Origin of the sequence: Tritonibacter aquimaris, from assembly GCF_009617595.1 — a bacterium.
Classification (GTDB): domain Bacteria; phylum Pseudomonadota; class Alphaproteobacteria; order Rhodobacterales; family Rhodobacteraceae; genus Epibacterium; species Epibacterium aquimaris.
This window is the reverse complement of record NZ_WIXK01000009.1, coordinates 101,682-116,627: the sequence shown is the minus strand read 5'-3', so window position 1 is coordinate 116,627 and position 14,946 is coordinate 101,682. Positions and strand designations below refer to the sequence as shown.

Here is a 14,946-nt window from a genome sequence, read left to right as displayed (position 1 = left end):
TCTGTCCCATAGTCAGTCTCCTTTGTTGCAGTAAGTGCTATCAAAGGAGCGGCATCAAACCGCGACAGGTCCAAACAGAGATGAATGTCTCAATGAAACGCTGGTCTAAATTTAGCGAACACTTCTATTTGGCAACGGGTCTAGAAAACTGTTTTGCAATTTTGCGTTCCTGTTGACAGCTCTGGTCAGAATCCGAGATCACGGCCTTGTTATTTTTCATTCTGATTTCCCGGACCCCTCATGAATCCTTTGAAAAACGTTCAAACCTGGCTTTATCACCTTGGCGAAGTCACCGCCGGCCGCCGCGCAGAGATCGCCCGGTCAAATGCCGATCTTGTGGTCATCGATTTTGCAGATGGCGATCAGATCCCCTATGCGCCAGCCCAGATTGACGCGCTGCGCGGTGGGGATGCGGATCGTTTGATTGTCAGCTATCTTAGCATTGGCGAGGCCGAGGATTACCGCGCCTATTGGCACGACAGCTGGGCCGATATGCCACCGGCGTTTTTGGCCGATGCAAACCCAGAATGGCAGGATAATTTCAAAGTCGCCTATTGGAATCCTGCTTGGCAAGACATCGTCTTTGATCAGATAGACCAGATCATCGCAGGCGGGTTCAATGGGCTGTATCTGGATATTATCGACGCCTATTTTTACTGGGAAGAGCAAAACCCCGGCCAAGGGGATTGGTATCGTCAAGAAATGGTGCGGTTTGTCGGTGAAATTCGCGCCTATACCCAGGCCCGCCTGGCCGAGATCGGCGACACCCGCCCCTTTGCCATCTTGGGGCAAAATGGCGAAGATTTGGCGACCTACCCTGACTATTTGGCGGCGGTGGATGGGATTGGCAAAGAAGATTTGTTTTATTATTACCCCAATGGTGCCGCCGAACGGTTTGCGCCGGTTCCCTCTGGCTGGCTGACCGGCAGTCAGGCGTTGCTGGAGCAGGCCCATGCGGCCGGGGTTGAGGTATTTGTTGTGGAATACATCCCGCCCGGTGATCGAAGTGAGGTCGATTTGACCAAGGCTCTGTCTTACCTGCGCGGCATCGATACACCGCTTTATGTCGCCAGCGAACGGGATCTGACCGGGATCTATGAGATCTACAATAGCGCCCCCCACCCCTCTGGCATCCGGTCACTGGGCACGGTTGGGCACGACGAAATGCGCGCCACCCCAGGTGATGATACCGTAATCGGGCGCGCCGGTGATGATACGATCTTTGGCCGGGGCGGAGATGATCGATTGGTTGGAAACGCCGGTCAGGACTTGTTGAAAGGCGGCCGGGGCGACGATCGCCTTTTGGGGCGCAAAGGTGATGATATCCTGTTTGGCAATGGCGGTCAGGACCGTCTGAGCGGCGGCGCGGGCCGGGATCGCCTGAAAGGCGGGCATGGCGATGACACCCTGATGGGTGGTGCCAAGGGCGACTGGCTACATGGCGGCCGTGGTGATGATCTCATCCGCGGCGGACGAGGCGCAGACCGGATCATTGGCGCAGGCGGTGACGACACATTATTCGGCGGGGCAGGTGCCGATGTTTTTGTGTTCCGTGGAAATTGGGGACAGGATCTGGTGGTTGATTTTGAGTTGGAGACGGACCGGATCAAACTGTTTGGCGCGGATACGTTTCAAACCCGAGACACCGATAATGGGATCCTGCTCGAGTTCGACGATGATCTGACCCTTGAAATCCAAGGGGTGCGGCAGGATCAAATCGACGATCTGTTCTGATGGGGGCGGCTTTTGGGCTGTCCTCGCGCAAATGGGTGGAGCGCGAGGACAGCTTTGGGGGCGCGGCGACCCTACACCGCCTGTAATGCAATAGCGATCCCCTGCCCTACTCCGATACACATGGTCGACAGCGATTTTTGTCCCGGCTTTAGATCCAGCATTGCTGATCCGGTAATCCGAGCCCCCGACATGCCCAGGGGATGCCCCAGCGCAATAGCGCCGCCATTGGGATTCACCCGCGCATCATCATCGGCAAGCCCCAGAGCGCGCAGCGTAGCAAGCCCTTGTGCGGCAAAGGCTTCGTTCAATTCGATCACCGCAAAATCCTGCTGCACCAGCCCGAGACGTTCCATCAGTTTCTTGGAGGCCGGCGCCGGACCAAACCCCATGATCCGCGGTGCCACCCCGGCGGTTGCCCCTCCCAGAACCCTGGCGATAGGACGTAGACCGTGACGGTCAATGGCCGTCGGGCTGGCCAGGATCAGCGCCGCCGCTCCATCATTGACCCCTGATGCATTCCCCGCGGTAACCGTGCCGTCAGCTTTGACAAAGGTTTTGAGCCGCTGCAAATCGGTCAATGTTGTTGACGGGCGCGGATGTTCGTCGCGGTCCACAACCAATGGATCCCCCTTACGCTGTGGAAGGGTCACCGGCAGGATTTCGCGCGCCAGACGGCCGTTTTCCTGGGCAAGACCAGCCTTGTGTTGAGACCTAAGGGCAAATGCATCTTGGTCGGCGCGGGAAATATTAAAATCCTCGGCCACGTTTTCAGCGGTCTGCGGCATGCTGTCGACGCCATATTGCGCCTGCATCAGCCGGTTCACAAAGCGCCAGCCGATGGTGGTGTCATAAACCTCGTTTGTGCGGGCAAACGCCGCGCTGGCCTTGGGCATCACAAATGGCGCGCGCGACATGGACTCTACGCCGCCAGCCACAATCAGATCGGCCTCACCGGATTTGATGGCGCGGGCGGCGGTGATGATCGCATCCATTCCCGATCCGCACAGGCGGTTCATCGTGGTTCCAGGCACCTCTTGTGGGTAACCCGCCAACAGCAGCGACATCCGCGCCACATTGCGATTATCCTCGCCCGCCTGGTTGGCACAGCCAAAGATAACCTCGTCAATGGCCGCCAGATCCAGCCCCGGATTGCGCTGTGCCAAAGCCGCAAGTGGCATCGCGCCCAGATCATCCGCCCGTACCGAGGACAGCCCGCCGCCATAACGGCCAATGGGGGTGCGGATATAGTCGCAGATAAAGACGTCGTTCATCACAGATCCTCCGGCACCAGCAGCGGCGCAATGTCACCATCAACTTGCAACTCTGCACCGGTGACCGCCTGCAATTGCGCCAGGGTGATCCCCGGCAGTTTTTCCCGCAAGACAAAGCGCCCCTCGACAACGTCGATCACCGCCAATGAGGTATAGACGCGGGTTACACAGCCCACCCCGGTCAAGGGCAGCGTGCAGGCTGCCAGCAATTTGGGCTCGCCCTTTTTGGTGACATGATCGGTCATCACCGCCACCCGTTTGGCTCCATGCACCAGATCCATGGCGCCGCCAACCGCAGGCACGCCCTTGGCGCCAACGCTCCAATTGGCCAGATCGCCGTTTTGCGCCACCTGATAGGCACCCAGAACCGCCAGATCCAAATGGCCCCCGCGCACCATCGCAAAACTGTCAGCGTGGTGGAAAAACGAGGCGCCGGGATTGATGGTAATGGCCTTTTTGCCCGCGTTGATCAGATCCCAGTCCTCTTGGCCTTCGACCGGTGCCTGACCAAATCCCAACACGCCGTTTTCTGTGTGATAGGTGATCGTGCGGCCCGTGGGTTGGAATTTGGCGACCATTTCGGGAAAACCAATCCCAAGGTTCACATAAGAGCCGTCTTGCAGATCCTGCGCCACCCGCCAGGCAATCTGGGCGCTGGACAGTTTAACCGCGGCAATATCAAAATTTTCCATCAGTAGATCACCCCTGCACGCACCAGCATTTCTTCTTGTTGCGGGTCTTTCACCTGAACCACTGTGTCGACAAAAATGCCGGGGGTTATCACCGCTTCGGGATCGATCGAGCCAGCCTCGCCCAACTCCGAGACCTGAGCGATGGTTTTGGTTGCAGCCATGGCCATCAGCGGGTTGAAATTCCGCCCGGCCAACCGATAAGTCAGATTGCCGACGGGATCGCCCAATTGGCCTTTGAGCAGGGCAAAATCCGCCTTTAGCCAGCGCTCGCGCACATACATTTTGCCGTCGAATTCTTCGACCGGTTTGCCCTTGGCCAGATCCGTGCCATAGGAGCTGGGGGTGAAAAACGCCGGGATGCCCGCGCCCGCAGCCCGGATGCGTTCGGCCAATGTGCCCTGGGGCACCAGTTCCAGCTCAATTTCGCCCGCCAGATATCGCGTGTTAAACGCATCCGCATTGGAGCTGCGCGGAAACGAGCAGATCATCTTTTGAACCATGCCCGCCTTGATCATCGCCGCGATGCCGGTAAATCCATTGCCCGCGTTATTGTTGATCACCGTCAGATTGGCCGGGCTGCCGGTGGCCCGGAACCGGTCGATCAGGGCATGGATCAGCTCAATCGGGGCACCCGATCCGCCAAACCCACCGATCATGACCTGTGCGCCATCCGGGATCTCTGCCACGGCCTGGGCCACTGTGGACGCCATTTTGTTCATGTCGATCCTCCATAAATTGGCCTTCACGTAACGCCAGCCTGGTCAAAGGCGCGAGTCCTTTTGATCGCATGTTGATATTTGTTCAATTACGTCGCATGGTCGTTCACATGTTGAACAAACCCACCGATTACATCGCCTCGCTGGCCAAAGGATTGCGCGTCATTCAGACCTTTGGCGCCGAAAACCCCCGCCAATCGATCACCGATGCAGCCAAGGCCAGCGGGTTGGATCGGGCCACCGTACGACGGGTGTTATTGACCCTGCACCGCGAAGGCTATGCGGATTACGACGGCAAGTTTTTTTCGCTGACCCCACGGGTTTTGCGGCTGGGCATGTCGGCGCTGGCCTCCTTGCCATTACCGCAGATCGTGCAGCCCTGGCTGGATCAGCTGTCTGCGCAAATCGGCCAAAGCTGTTCGGTGGCGCTGTTGGATGAGACCGAAATTGTCTATGTGGCGCGGGCTGCCCAAAAACGGTTGATGTCCATTGGCCTGATGCCCGGCTCCCGCCTGCCTGCGTTTTGTTCGTCGATGGGGCGGGTGTTGTTGGCGGCCCAGCCCGAAGCCGAGGCCCGCGCACTAGTGGATGCATCAGATCTTAGCCCGCGCACCCGATTTTCCCTATCGGATCCAGCAGATATTATGGCGCAGATCGAAATAGCCCGCAGTGACGGTTATGCGATCATAGATCAGGAAATCGAAATTGGCCTGCGGTCGATTGCGGTGCCGCTGTTGGACCATCGCGGCCGGGTGATAGCAGCGCTGAACGCTGGCATGGCCGCCACCCAATCCGACATGCAAGAGGTGGTGCAGACCTATTTGCCCCTGTTGATGAAAACCCAGGCCGGGTTGAAACGGATGTTATAAGGGCTCTGGCGGATCAAAACAGGAGCAGCGCGCCCAAACGCACTGCTCCAACAGTGGCAAACCACAGGTGATCGATCAGAAGTTCAGCACCGCAAAGATGCTGAAGTAGTCGCTGTCATCCACACCCGCGCTAAATCCGCTTTTGGGCATGTGACGCCCATAAAGCCCGGAAACAAACAGGTTCTCCCGCACTGGAAGTTCAAAGAACAGGTTAAATTCCTGGGCTTCCAACCCGCCCGGTTGTTCTGGGGTGAAATCAAAGAACAGCGCCCCAACCCGCAGGGTTTCGGTGGGATGCACAGCAAGTTGCAGCGTGCTGACCTTGCTGTTGGTGTTAAACGGCCCCGAATAATTCCCGGCCACTTCGCCCTGAAACCAGGTGCCATAGCCCCGGCTGAACCCGTAAAACAACGGATCATAGGCTTCGGAGGCCGCGGTTGATGCATCATCCCCGCTGAAAACAGAGTAGCGATACCCCAATTGCGGCGCCCAGGGCATATCGGCAAATTGATAGCTCGCTTCCAAATAGCCAGCATAGGCGTCGACTTCTTGCCGTCCGCCCCCACCATCGCGCGATTGCGAAACAAATTCACCGGACAGGAATAGGTTTTCAACCCCCAACGAACCGCTGGCCCGCAGACTGATTGCCTCCAGGTCATCGCGATTGGCCAGGAACCCGCCCAAGATCGAGGTATTCACATCCACCACCCGGACATAGCTGCCCCCAATGGTTCCAAGCTCGCCGAAATCCTTTTCAAGGTTCACACCCGCCAGCTTGGTATCGCCCTGCAGGGCAGTGTCAGAACCCAAGTAGAACACGTCGCCGCGCAGATCATTGCCAAAGTCGAGCTTTAAGATCGCGGTTTCACGAAACGCCTTGCGGGCGGCCAGCCAATAGGCTCCGCCGCGGTTGAACTCCTCGGAAATACCAGTTCCTGGGTTCAGCGCATCGCCGTTGATCAGGAAGCCGTCGCCAATCGCGAAATTCTGCGATCCCAACGAGAAATCAACCGACCCGGCCCCGCCAAAGGCATTGTTAAAGCGAAACCCAACAAAGGCATCTTCAAAATCCACTTCGGATTCGTTGCCCGTGCTAAAGCCGCCGGCATCGCCATCCCCACCGGTATAGCTGTAAAGCAGGCTGGCACCGCCATATAAATCAGTATTGGCGCCCAGGGCGAAATCCCCGGTCAGCCCCAACTTCAAATAACCTTCGCTCCATTTGACCGAAGAGCGCCCAGCCGGGCTAAAGTCCTGATCGCTGACAAAGCCGCCCAGAACCAGCTCGCCGCTGAATTTCCAAGGGCTTTGCGGATCGGCACTTTCCGCGGCCACGGTGGGCGCGGCGGCGCAGATCAGGCTAATGGCGCTGCTGGCTAGAGTATGGGTGATGGTGGAATGTCGGCCGAAACTCTTTCGGTCCTTTTTATTTACGGGTTTCATCGCGTCTCCCTATTGATGCGAGGTTGTGGTTTTGGCAGGCGCGCCTTTTTGGGAGCGGCAAAACTCCGCTCCGACGCTACTTGCCGCTCTGCCCAACACAGGTCTTGGCGCCTGTTGGATGTTTTTGAGGGGCGGGTCTGTGCCCGCTCCCGACATTGGGTTTCCGTCTGGATGTGTTCACATTATTTTTACCGGTAAAATTCACACTTGTAGACGCAATTGCCCCCTTCCACCGCCTCCTCCGCTGTCCCTGTGCCAAAGGCGCGGTCGGCACCTTTGGATGCTTGCTGAACAGTGTCTGTTAAAACCGGTCCAACCGGTACGGGGACAGATCCACCAACGGCGTCGCCTGGGTGGCCAGATCAGCCGCCAATTGCCCCGCAGCCGGACCGGTGCCAAACCCATGCCCGGACATGCCAGTGGCCAGGGTCAGCCCAGGCAGGCTGTCGACCCGATCCAGAACTGGATTGGAATCCGGTGTGATATCCATGGTACCGGCCCAGGCTTCTTCGATTTTCAGGTCCCGGAAGGCGGGCCAGGATTTGGCGATATTGGCCAGAGCTTGGGCATTGATCCGCGGGTTCTCCGGTGGATCCATAACCCGTTGGCGTTCAAACGGAGAGCGGCTGTGCGCGCCCCATCGTCGCGGCAAACGCAGATCATCCAGGAACGGTTTACCAAAGATGTACCGCAACATGCCCGAAGTGTGTTTCAGCATCGGCAGGTATTTCATCCCAATCAACGCATGATCCAGAACCAAAGGCGCGCCAAGCGCCGCGCGATGCGTGATCACATACCCCCCGGTGTGACAGCGGCGAAACGAGAAATCCGGCCCACCCACGGCAATTTCGCCCGGCCCTTCCATCGGCGCGGTGCGAAAGGCATAGCAAATCAATGGCAAGGTCGGCAGCGCAATGCCCATATTGCCGAGAAACCGGCGCGACCACAGCCCGCCGGCCAAGATCACCTGGTCACAGGCGATCTCACCTTTTTCGGTAACCACTCCGCTGACCCGTCCGCCGGACTGGGAGAGGCAGCGCACAGCGCAGTTTTCCAGGATAACCGCCCCTTTGGCCATGGCCGCGCTGGCGATCATGCTTGACGCCATTGTCGGCTCTGCTTTGCCATCCGAAGGAGTGTAAACGCCGCCTTTCCAACGGCCCGAGCCCCCTGGAACCAGTGTGTCGATCTCAGCCTGCGAGAGCATACGGCTGTCCAGCGACAGCCCTTGGACCCCATTGTGCCACCCTTCATAGGTTGCCATTTCGGCATCGGAACCGGCCACAAACATAATGCCGTTCTGCCGATAGCCCACGTCGCCGCCGACGCGCTGGGGCATCTGCGCCCACATTTCGTCAGCGGCCAGCGCCAAAGGAATATCGGCTGCCGCACGCGAGGTTTTGCGCACCCAGCCCAGGTTTCGCGAGGACTGCTCGGCGGCCAAGGTGCCTTTTTCCAGCACCACAACCGGCACGCCCCGCTCCGCCAGGGTCAAGGCCGCCGACAGCCCAACAATCCCTCCGCCGATAATGGCGACGGTTGTGGATTTGGGCATCTCGGTCGATGTGGTGACGGGAAGAATTCGGGGAGCCATGGAACAGTCCTGATTATGTCGCGGATCAAACGGAAAGGTTGACGTAAGTCACCTCGGCCTGAGCGGCCCCTTTGTAGGCGGTCACTTCGATTTCCACCTTGTACGCAGCGGCGGCCAAGGGCGGGTTCGTCACAGTGGTTGTTGGATCCACACCGCGAAATTTCTCGCCAAAGATCTCCATAACCGCTGGGGTATCTTTGGGGTCCTGAATGAAAACGCGGGTGGCGATCACATCCTGCAAGCTGGCCCCGACCGCGCCCAGGGCCCGCTCGATATTGGCAAACACTTGTTCCGTCTGCGCTGTCAGATCCTCGGGCATCTCCCGTGTCTGCGGATCACGCCCGGCCGTGTTTGAGACATAGATCCAGTTGTCGACCGCGACAATGCGGGAATAGCTGCTCAGCTCTTCCAGTTTGGCACCGGTTTTGACTTTGGTGATTTTGGTCATGGTGTTTCCGTCCATAAAAGAAAAAGACGCGTTGAACAGTTCTGCCCAACGCGCCAGTTGGGGATTAACGCAGGACTGGCGTGTCCCAGAGATTAAGCTTAGTTCCGATGCCGCGCTCGATCGCATTGCGGTAGACCTTGGTGCCCCAGGCGACGTCTTCAACCGGCATGCCGCCAACCGACAGGATGATGATTTCTTCGTCGTTTTGACGCCCAGGCGTGGCACCGGCACAGATGTCACCCAGATCTTCCAGATCATCGCGGGTCATCTTGCCCTCGTGGATCATGTCCAGGAACCGCACGCCGATCACCGGCACATGCACATGCGCGGGCTTGGGCAGCTCCTCAAACCAGGCTTCATAAAGGCCGATGTTATCCATCACCTTGCGCACGTCCTTGGCTTCCATGCCTGTGTCAATTTCACAGGCGGCCGGCATCGACAGGAACGCACCCGGTTTAAGCCATTCACGTTTCACCAGCGGGTATTTGGACACGTCCCCGGTTTCACACGAGCCGCAATAGGTCACGATATCCGAACCGCGCACCATTGCTTCAATATCGTCAACAATCTCAATATTGGTGATCTGCGGATAGTTTTCCTTGGTCCATTCAACAAATGCATCAATCGAGCCCTGGCTGCGGCCCAGAATTTTTACGGTGTCGATATTGGGGCAGGTTGCCATAAACGCCGCCAGAGAGGTTTTGCCCATCACACCAGGGCCTTGCAGGCCAACCACTTTGGAATCCTTGCGTGCCAGATGACGCGCCCCCACACCGGGAACCGCGCCGGTACGATAAGCTGACAACAGATTGGCCGACATATAGGCCAAAGGCGCGCTGGTATCAGCGTCGTTCAAGGTGAACATCAGGATCGAACGCGGCAGCCCCTTGTCGCGGTTTGCAATATTGGAGCCGTACCATTTGACGCCCGCCGTGCAGTAATCGCCACCCAGATAGGCCGGCATGGCCATAAACCGACGGTCGGCGGTGGGTTTTGGCATCGTCGGAAACGGCGATTCTTCGGGAAACATGATCATCGCGCCATGGCTGTCATTATTGGCGCCAGCCATGCGATAGTCACCCTTGTGCAAAAGGGTGAACATGTCTTCCATCGTATCGACACAGGCCGCCATATCGGTCACGCCGGCTTTGATCATGTCCTGTTCGTTCAGGTAGATAAATTCGATTTTGGGCAGATCACTCATGTCTAACCCCCCCTCCGTTGTTGTTGAGTTTTGCCCAAGTAAGCGGAAACTCGTCGGGGCTGACCATTGCAGGACACGTCATAATTCCGATACTTTGCGCCAGCCCCAACCGGCAAACGCCCTTCCACGGGCGACCAATCGCACGGTAACAACGCACGCAGCCCGCCATAGATGACGGGGCGGCGCCCTGCTTCAGGCACAATAGAATTTAGGAAAAGCGCGTGTTCAGCTCAGGTGTGGGCGGCTGTTGATACGGACATCCCGAGGCTTTTGCGCCGACCAGCGCTTATGCGCCCGCCAAAATGCCGTGCCATCAGAATAGCCCAAAGCGCAGGCAATCTCGCCCATTGGAATACTGCGTTCTGTCAACAAGACTTCGGCCCTGTCGCGCCGGATATCATCCAGGATCACCCGCAGACTGGTGCCTTCATCGCCAAGCTTGCGTTGCAGGTTACGCGGCGACAGGCCCAGCGCTTCGGCGACCCGCTCAACCGAAATCGGCCGCAGCCCGAGCGAAGAGGACACGATGGAACACACCGCCTCGGTCAGGGTGGATTGACGCGGTGCCGTGCCGATCAGATCGGCAATATGACGCTCCAGCATTTCGACCAGCGCCGTATCTTCAACCCGGTATTGATCCATCAACGGCGCCCGGTCCAGAACCAGCCGATTGGTGGCCTGCCCATAAAGCACAGGGCAACCAAAATATTGTTCCAGGAACTGCGTATTCTTGGGGGCCGCATGTTCAAAATGCACCTGCTGCGGGGCCCAGCGGCGCAGAAAGTTATTGCGGATCACCTGCACGGTGGACACCAACGAAAATTCCGCGTCCTGGCGACGGGATTGGATGCGATTGTCCAGGATGCGATAGGACCAGCACAGCTCGTCCTGATAATCGACAAAGGAAGATTCCGTTCCTGTCTGGATGGCGCGCACCGACCGGTTGATCCGATCCAGCCCCGCATAGATTGAGCCAGACAATGACAGCAAAATCCCCATCGGCCCCAGATCGCCCGCTCGCATATCTGCACCGATACGGGCCCCAATATGTTCATCCTCGGTCATCTCAGCCGCGCTTTCAAGGAAACCGATATATTCGTTCATCGACAGGTGCGTATACGGGTTTTTCAACAGACCAAAGCTGATACCGTGTTTCGCCAAAAGGGCCGAGGCCGAGACGTCACGCACAATCAAACGATCCATCACCGCGCCCAACAACGTGCTGCGAATGGCTGCGTAGCCCGAATGCGAAGTGTCAGCTGTCATATGATGCCCGCTCCCGTTTCAATGCCCAATCCTGTGTCACAAAAGCTGCGCGACATTTGCATGCGCGCCCTGCATGTAGGCCCGGGGTGAACAACCATAGGCCTCGCGAAAACGTCGGCTGAAATAAGAAATATCGGAAAACCCCGCCGTCAGCGCGATTGCCGAAATTGTAGGCAACGCCCCAGCCGAACCGAGTATTTCTCGGGCGTATTCCAGCCGCGCGTTCAGCAGTTCGTGGCGAAATGTGGTGTTGCGCGCGGTAAAGCAGCGTTGCAGTGAGCGCAGCGAGACCCCCAAACGGCGGGCGATGTTTTCTCCGGTCACAGCCGGGTCCTGAAACGTGTCTGCAATCGCCCGCTGCGCCAAGACCCACAGCGCGCCATCACCGGTGCGTTCGGCGACCAAATCGGCCTGTTGCCCCTCCAATAAAAACAGCCCCAACAGCCCCAACAACGCCTCTTTTTGCAGGCGAGCGCGGGGGCCTTTATCGCGGGTTCTGTCATCTCGGTTTCTGTCATCATTGGCCTCATCACCCGAGGCGTTACACACCTGCCCCAACAACGCTGTGATCGAGCGCGCGGTGAGGTCAGATCCACGCAGGGCCAGACCGCCGACAAAACTTTGGCCAAACCGCTGGATCAATTCAGTGCGCGAGACATGCAGCGAAATCTGCATAGACCGTTGTCCGTTAAAGGAAAAATTGGACGGTTGACGACTGTCGATCAACATCATGTCCCCTGGCAGCAGGCGTATCCTGCGTTGATTCTGCGCCAGAACCGATTGGCCAAATTGCTGGACGATCAAAAACACGCTGTCGCAATCGTCCTGGCGAATATGGCTGGCGGTTTTGGTGGCGCTGTGCAGGTTGGTCGCCACCATGGCCACGTCCCACCCCGCCAACGGCACCTGTTTGACCCCTCCCCACAGCCGGGGATGTTCTGCGGAAAATTGAAAATCATACTGGCCGCAAACCGCCGCTAATTTGGCGGTGAATTGTTCAGCGGGCATCTCGTGGGTTGGCTGGCTGGCGATCATTACAAAAGCGTAGCAAAGATTCACGTTAAGTAAAGAAAAACGTGAAAAGTCACGTTATGGCGCATTTGTCCAATAATTTGGCGCAGCGGTCCAAGACGCAATTGCGCCGGGCTTTCACAATTTCTTTCCACAGAATGCAGCGTTGTTTTCAAAATAACGAACAAGGAGGAACCCGCGCGACGGGTCCGCAACGGGAGAAATAAGCAATGACAGCCTTTACCATGACCATCGGTGGCCAGCAGGTCGCAACCGCGGATAGTTTTGACGTCTACAACCCCTCGACCGGCGCCTGCGTTGGCAGCGCCCCCAATGGTTCGGCTGCGGATCTGGATGCAGCAGTGTCCGCCGCCCAAGCCGCCTTTGAAACCTGGTCGCAAAAATCGGACGCAGAATTGGCCGAAGCGGTTCTGGCTGTGGCTCAAAAGATCGAAGAAAACGCCGTAGAACTGGCCAAGATCCTGACCGAAGAACAAGGGAAAACCCTGCATGGGCTGGGATCCATGTTTGAAATGGGTGGCGCAAATGCCTGGGCGCAACATACCGCTTCGCTGTCGCTGCCGGTTGAGGTGCTTCAAGACAACGAGCAGGGGCGCATCGAACAGCATCGCAAACCCTTGGGCGTTGTGGGCTCAATCACCCCGTGGAACGTACCGATCATGATTGCCATCTGGCATGTGATGCCGGCCCTACGCACCGGCAATACCGTTGTGATCAAACCGTCACCGCTGACCCCGCTGTCAACCCTGCGCATGGTGCAATTGGCCAACGAAGTGCTGCCCGCGGGCGTGTTGAATTGCGTATCTTGCGATGACAAAACTTCCAATCTGGGCGCGGCCATGGCCAGCCATCCAGACATTCGCAAAATTGTGTTCACAGGGTCCACAGCAACCGGCAAAAAGGTCATGGCGGCCGCCGCTGACAGCATGAAACGCATTACGCTGGAGCTGGGCGGCAATGACGCCGGGATCGTTTTGCCCGACGTGGATCCCAAAGAGATCGCCGAAGGTCTGTTCTGGGGCGGCTTTTTGAACAATGGTCAAATCTGCGCAGCCATGAAACGGGTTTACGTGCACGAAGACGTCTATGAGGCGGTGTGCACCGAATTGACCAACTATGCCAAAAACATCACCTGCGGCGATGGGTTTGACGAGACCAACGCCCTGGGCCCGATTGCCAATCAAATGCAGTTCGACAAGGTGAGCCGCATCATCGAAGAAAGCAAACCCCTGGGTCGGGTCCTGTGTGGCGGCACCCCGGGCGAAGGGCTATTTTACCCGCCCACCATTATTGCCGACCTGCCTCATGATGCACCCCTGGTCCAGGAAGAGCAATTTGGCCCCGCTATGCCGTTGATCAAATACAGCGACATCGAGGAAGCGATCGCCGCCGCCAATGCCACCGATATGGGTTTGGGCGGATCGGTCTGGAGCAAAGATATCGCAGCGGCCAAGAAAATTGCCAGCCGGTTGGAATGCGGATCGGTCTGGATCAACAGCCACGGCATGGTGCAACCCAACGCGCCTTTTGGCGGGGTGAAGTCTTCGGGGTTGGGGGTCGAATTCGGGCCTGAGGGCTTGAAGGAATATACCGACATCCAAGTGGTTTTTGCTTAACTCAACCACGGGCCTCCTTCAGGTCACCTCTGGACCACGTCCGGCCGCCGCCTTTGTATCGGATCAAAGGCGGCGGTGCCGGTTCACCAGGCGCGACCGCCGCGTTTTACCACCACTTTTGCTACCGCTTTTGCGACACGACACAATCATTGCAGGTATTTAATCATACCTAAGAGCGCATTGCGTGCATGGCAATACCGTGGTCAACTTAGAACACCCACACCAATGCCTCAGGGTCTGCCCCTGGAAAATCATGCCTTAAGGCGCTGCCAGGTTGCGATCTCTGTCCCCTAGACATCACAGAGAGCCAGCCCGGCAGCGCCTTTTGGTTCATTTTGCGTGCATTTATTTGGCGCAGCCGGCACAGGCCGCAGGCCACAAGTCCGCGGCCATGCCACCCACGCCCGCCCCTTAGGGCCGCATCAAAACCGATTTTGACGGGTAATCCGATGCCCAGGTTGCTGGCAGGGGAGCCACAAAAACATTCTCGGTCCGGTTCTGTGTGAACCGCCACACCCCATCCTCGCATTTGCGAAATTTGTTGAACAGACGCGAAGACCGCAGCAGCGCCCGGCCATCAGAAAACAGCCAAGGCTGCATATGCACCCAATTGCCTTCGGCGGTGGTGGCATCTGCATCCACGCGGATCTGTTCCGAGGTCAGGTAATGGCAATTCAGGATCAAGGCCGGATCGGTTTTGCCGCCCCAGAACCCCTGGAAGTGTTTTTTAACAGCATCCCACCCTTCGGCGCGACCAAATTGGTTGTCGTAATACTCCCCCACACCTTCCCAAACGGCCTCGGGTGCAAAGAGTTCCATAATGCGATCAATCCGCGCCGCATCATCCGCACAGCCATATTCCGGGTTCGGCGTGTCACACAGGTACATGTAGCGCGACTGGATTCGACGCACTTCCGCCTCGGCCTCCAGCACAGCGATTCTCTGTTGCAGCGCTTGAATTGTAGGTTCCGACATAGGCTTTGCCCTCCTTAGTTACGGTAATTTTCACATTTATGACACGAACAAAGGTGATTTTGAACTAAAAGTGTATTTTTCACGTG

13 protein-coding genes are annotated in these 14,946 nt (G+C 57.6%); 3 read left to right on the top strand and 10 right to left on the bottom strand.

Going from position 1 to position 14,946, the window contains the following annotated elements; genetic code table 11:
* The first annotated feature begins 240 nt into the window (after positions 1 to 240).
* Entirely contained in the window at positions 241 to 1,734 is a 1,494-nt protein-coding gene (locus tag GG681_RS15325) for an MJ1477/TM1410 family putative glycoside hydrolase (protein ID WP_153548907.1), read from the top strand.
* A gap of 71 nt (positions 1,735 to 1,805) precedes the next feature.
* Here GG681_RS15325 and pcaF read toward each other — a convergent pair whose 3' ends face one another.
* The 3 genes from pcaF to GG681_RS15310 are packed head-to-tail and all read right to left on the bottom strand — an operon-like array spanning position 1,806 to position 4,416.
* A complete protein-coding gene (pcaF, locus tag GG681_RS15320; RefSeq protein WP_153548906.1) occupies positions 1,806 to 3,005 on the bottom strand; it encodes a 3-oxoadipyl-CoA thiolase in 1,200 nt (399 codons plus the stop codon).
* Positions 3,005 to 3,697 (bottom strand): 3-oxoacid CoA-transferase subunit B, encoded by a 693-nt coding sequence (locus GG681_RS15315; protein WP_153548905.1) that lies wholly within the window; start codon positions 3,695 to 3,697, stop codon positions 3,005 to 3,007. The genes pcaF and GG681_RS15315 overlap by 1 nt, the downstream gene beginning before the upstream one ends.
* On the bottom strand, positions 3,697 to 4,416 hold the full coding sequence (locus GG681_RS15310; protein ID WP_153548904.1) for a 3-oxoacid CoA-transferase subunit A: 720 nt from the start codon (positions 4,414 to 4,416) through the stop codon (positions 3,697 to 3,699). The genes GG681_RS15315 and GG681_RS15310 overlap by 1 nt, the downstream gene beginning before the upstream one ends.
* 107 nt (positions 4,417 to 4,523) lie before the next feature.
* On the opposite strand from GG681_RS15310, the gene GG681_RS15305 reads away from it, so the two are divergent.
* On the top strand, positions 4,524 to 5,282 hold the full coding sequence (locus GG681_RS15305) for an IclR family transcriptional regulator domain-containing protein (protein WP_153548903.1): 759 nt from the start codon (positions 4,524 to 4,526) through the stop codon (positions 5,280 to 5,282).
* A 75-nt stretch (positions 5,283 to 5,357) separates the two neighbouring features.
* Here the strand turns inward: GG681_RS15305 and GG681_RS15300 are convergent, their stop codons facing one another.
* The 6 genes from GG681_RS15300 to GG681_RS15275 form a co-directional block, all read right to left on the bottom strand.
* Positions 5,358 to 6,725 (bottom strand): alginate export family protein, encoded by a 1,368-nt coding sequence (locus tag GG681_RS15300; protein WP_153548902.1) that lies wholly within the window; start codon positions 6,723 to 6,725, stop codon positions 5,358 to 5,360.
* 301 nt (positions 6,726 to 7,026) lie between these two features.
* On the bottom strand, positions 7,027 to 8,319 hold the full coding sequence (locus GG681_RS15295) for an NAD(P)/FAD-dependent oxidoreductase (RefSeq protein WP_153548901.1): 1,293 nt from the start codon (positions 8,317 to 8,319) through the stop codon (positions 7,027 to 7,029).
* Positions 8,320 to 8,344: 25 nt separating this feature from the next.
* Positions 8,345 to 8,767, bottom strand: coding sequence for a RidA family protein (locus GG681_RS15290; protein ID WP_153548900.1), 423 nt, complete (start codon positions 8,765 to 8,767; stop codon positions 8,345 to 8,347).
* 64 nt (positions 8,768 to 8,831) lie between these two features.
* Complete coding sequence (locus GG681_RS15285; protein ID WP_153548899.1) at positions 8,832 to 9,971, bottom strand: tyramine oxidase subunit B; 1,140 nt, start codon at positions 9,969 to 9,971, stop codon at positions 8,832 to 8,834.
* Positions 9,972 to 10,196: 225 nt separating this feature from the next.
* On the bottom strand, positions 10,197 to 11,237 hold the full coding sequence (locus GG681_RS15280) for an AraC family transcriptional regulator (protein ID WP_153548898.1): 1,041 nt from the start codon (positions 11,235 to 11,237) through the stop codon (positions 10,197 to 10,199).
* 36 nt (positions 11,238 to 11,273) lie between these two features.
* On the bottom strand, positions 11,274 to 12,272 hold the full coding sequence (locus tag GG681_RS15275) for a helix-turn-helix domain-containing protein (protein WP_153548897.1): 999 nt from the start codon (positions 12,270 to 12,272) through the stop codon (positions 11,274 to 11,276).
* A gap of 206 nt (positions 12,273 to 12,478) precedes the next feature.
* Here GG681_RS15275 and GG681_RS15270 point away from each other — a divergent pair, with 206 nt between their 5' ends.
* A complete protein-coding gene (locus GG681_RS15270) occupies positions 12,479 to 13,885 on the top strand; it encodes an aldehyde dehydrogenase family protein (protein ID WP_153548896.1) in 1,407 nt (468 codons plus the stop codon).
* 411 nt (positions 13,886 to 14,296) lie between these two features.
* On the opposite strand, the gene GG681_RS15265 is transcribed toward GG681_RS15270, so the two are convergent.
* Positions 14,297 to 14,860 carry a nuclear transport factor 2 family protein gene (locus tag GG681_RS15265; RefSeq protein ID WP_153548895.1) on the bottom strand — a complete coding sequence of 188 codons (564 nt, stop codon included), beginning with the start codon at positions 14,858 to 14,860 and terminating at the stop codon, positions 14,297 to 14,299.
* Positions 14,861 to 14,946: the final 86 nt, after the last annotated feature.

Bases quoted from the DNA above. Each gene is read 5' to 3' on its own strand.
- GG681_RS15300 (WP_153548902.1), bottom strand. From the start codon at position 6,725: ATGAAACCCGTAAATAAAAAGGACCGAAAGAGTTTCGGCCGACATTCC.
- GG681_RS15265 (WP_153548895.1), bottom strand. From the start codon at position 14,860: ATGTCGGAACCTACAATTCAAGCGCTGCAACAGAGAATCGCTGTGCTG.
- GG681_RS15305 (WP_153548903.1), top strand. From the start codon at position 4,524: ATGTTGAACAAACCCACCGATTACATCGCCTCGCTGGCCAAAGGATTG.
- GG681_RS15290 (WP_153548900.1), bottom strand. From the start codon at position 8,767: ATGACCAAAATCACCAAAGTCAAAACCGGTGCCAAACTGGAAGAGCTG.
- pcaF (WP_153548906.1), bottom strand. From the start codon at position 3,005: ATGAACGACGTCTTTATCTGCGACTATATCCGCACCCCCATTGGCCGT.
- GG681_RS15280 (WP_153548898.1), bottom strand. From the start codon at position 11,237: ATGACAGCTGACACTTCGCATTCGGGCTACGCAGCCATTCGCAGCACG.
- GG681_RS15275 (WP_153548897.1), bottom strand. From the start codon at position 12,272: ATGATCGCCAGCCAGCCAACCCACGAGATGCCCGCTGAACAATTCACC.
- GG681_RS15285 (WP_153548899.1), bottom strand. From the start codon at position 9,971: ATGAGTGATCTGCCCAAAATCGAATTTATCTACCTGAACGAACAGGAC.
- GG681_RS15295 (WP_153548901.1), bottom strand. From the start codon at position 8,319: ATGGCTCCCCGAATTCTTCCCGTCACCACATCGACCGAGATGCCCAAA.
- GG681_RS15270 (WP_153548896.1), top strand. From the start codon at position 12,479: ATGACAGCCTTTACCATGACCATCGGTGGCCAGCAGGTCGCAACCGCG.
- GG681_RS15325 (WP_153548907.1), top strand. From the start codon at position 241: ATGAATCCTTTGAAAAACGTTCAAACCTGGCTTTATCACCTTGGCGAA.
- GG681_RS15310 (WP_153548904.1), bottom strand. From the start codon at position 4,416: ATGAACAAAATGGCGTCCACAGTGGCCCAGGCCGTGGCAGAGATCCCG.
- GG681_RS15315 (WP_153548905.1), bottom strand. From the start codon at position 3,697: ATGGAAAATTTTGATATTGCCGCGGTTAAACTGTCCAGCGCCCAGATT.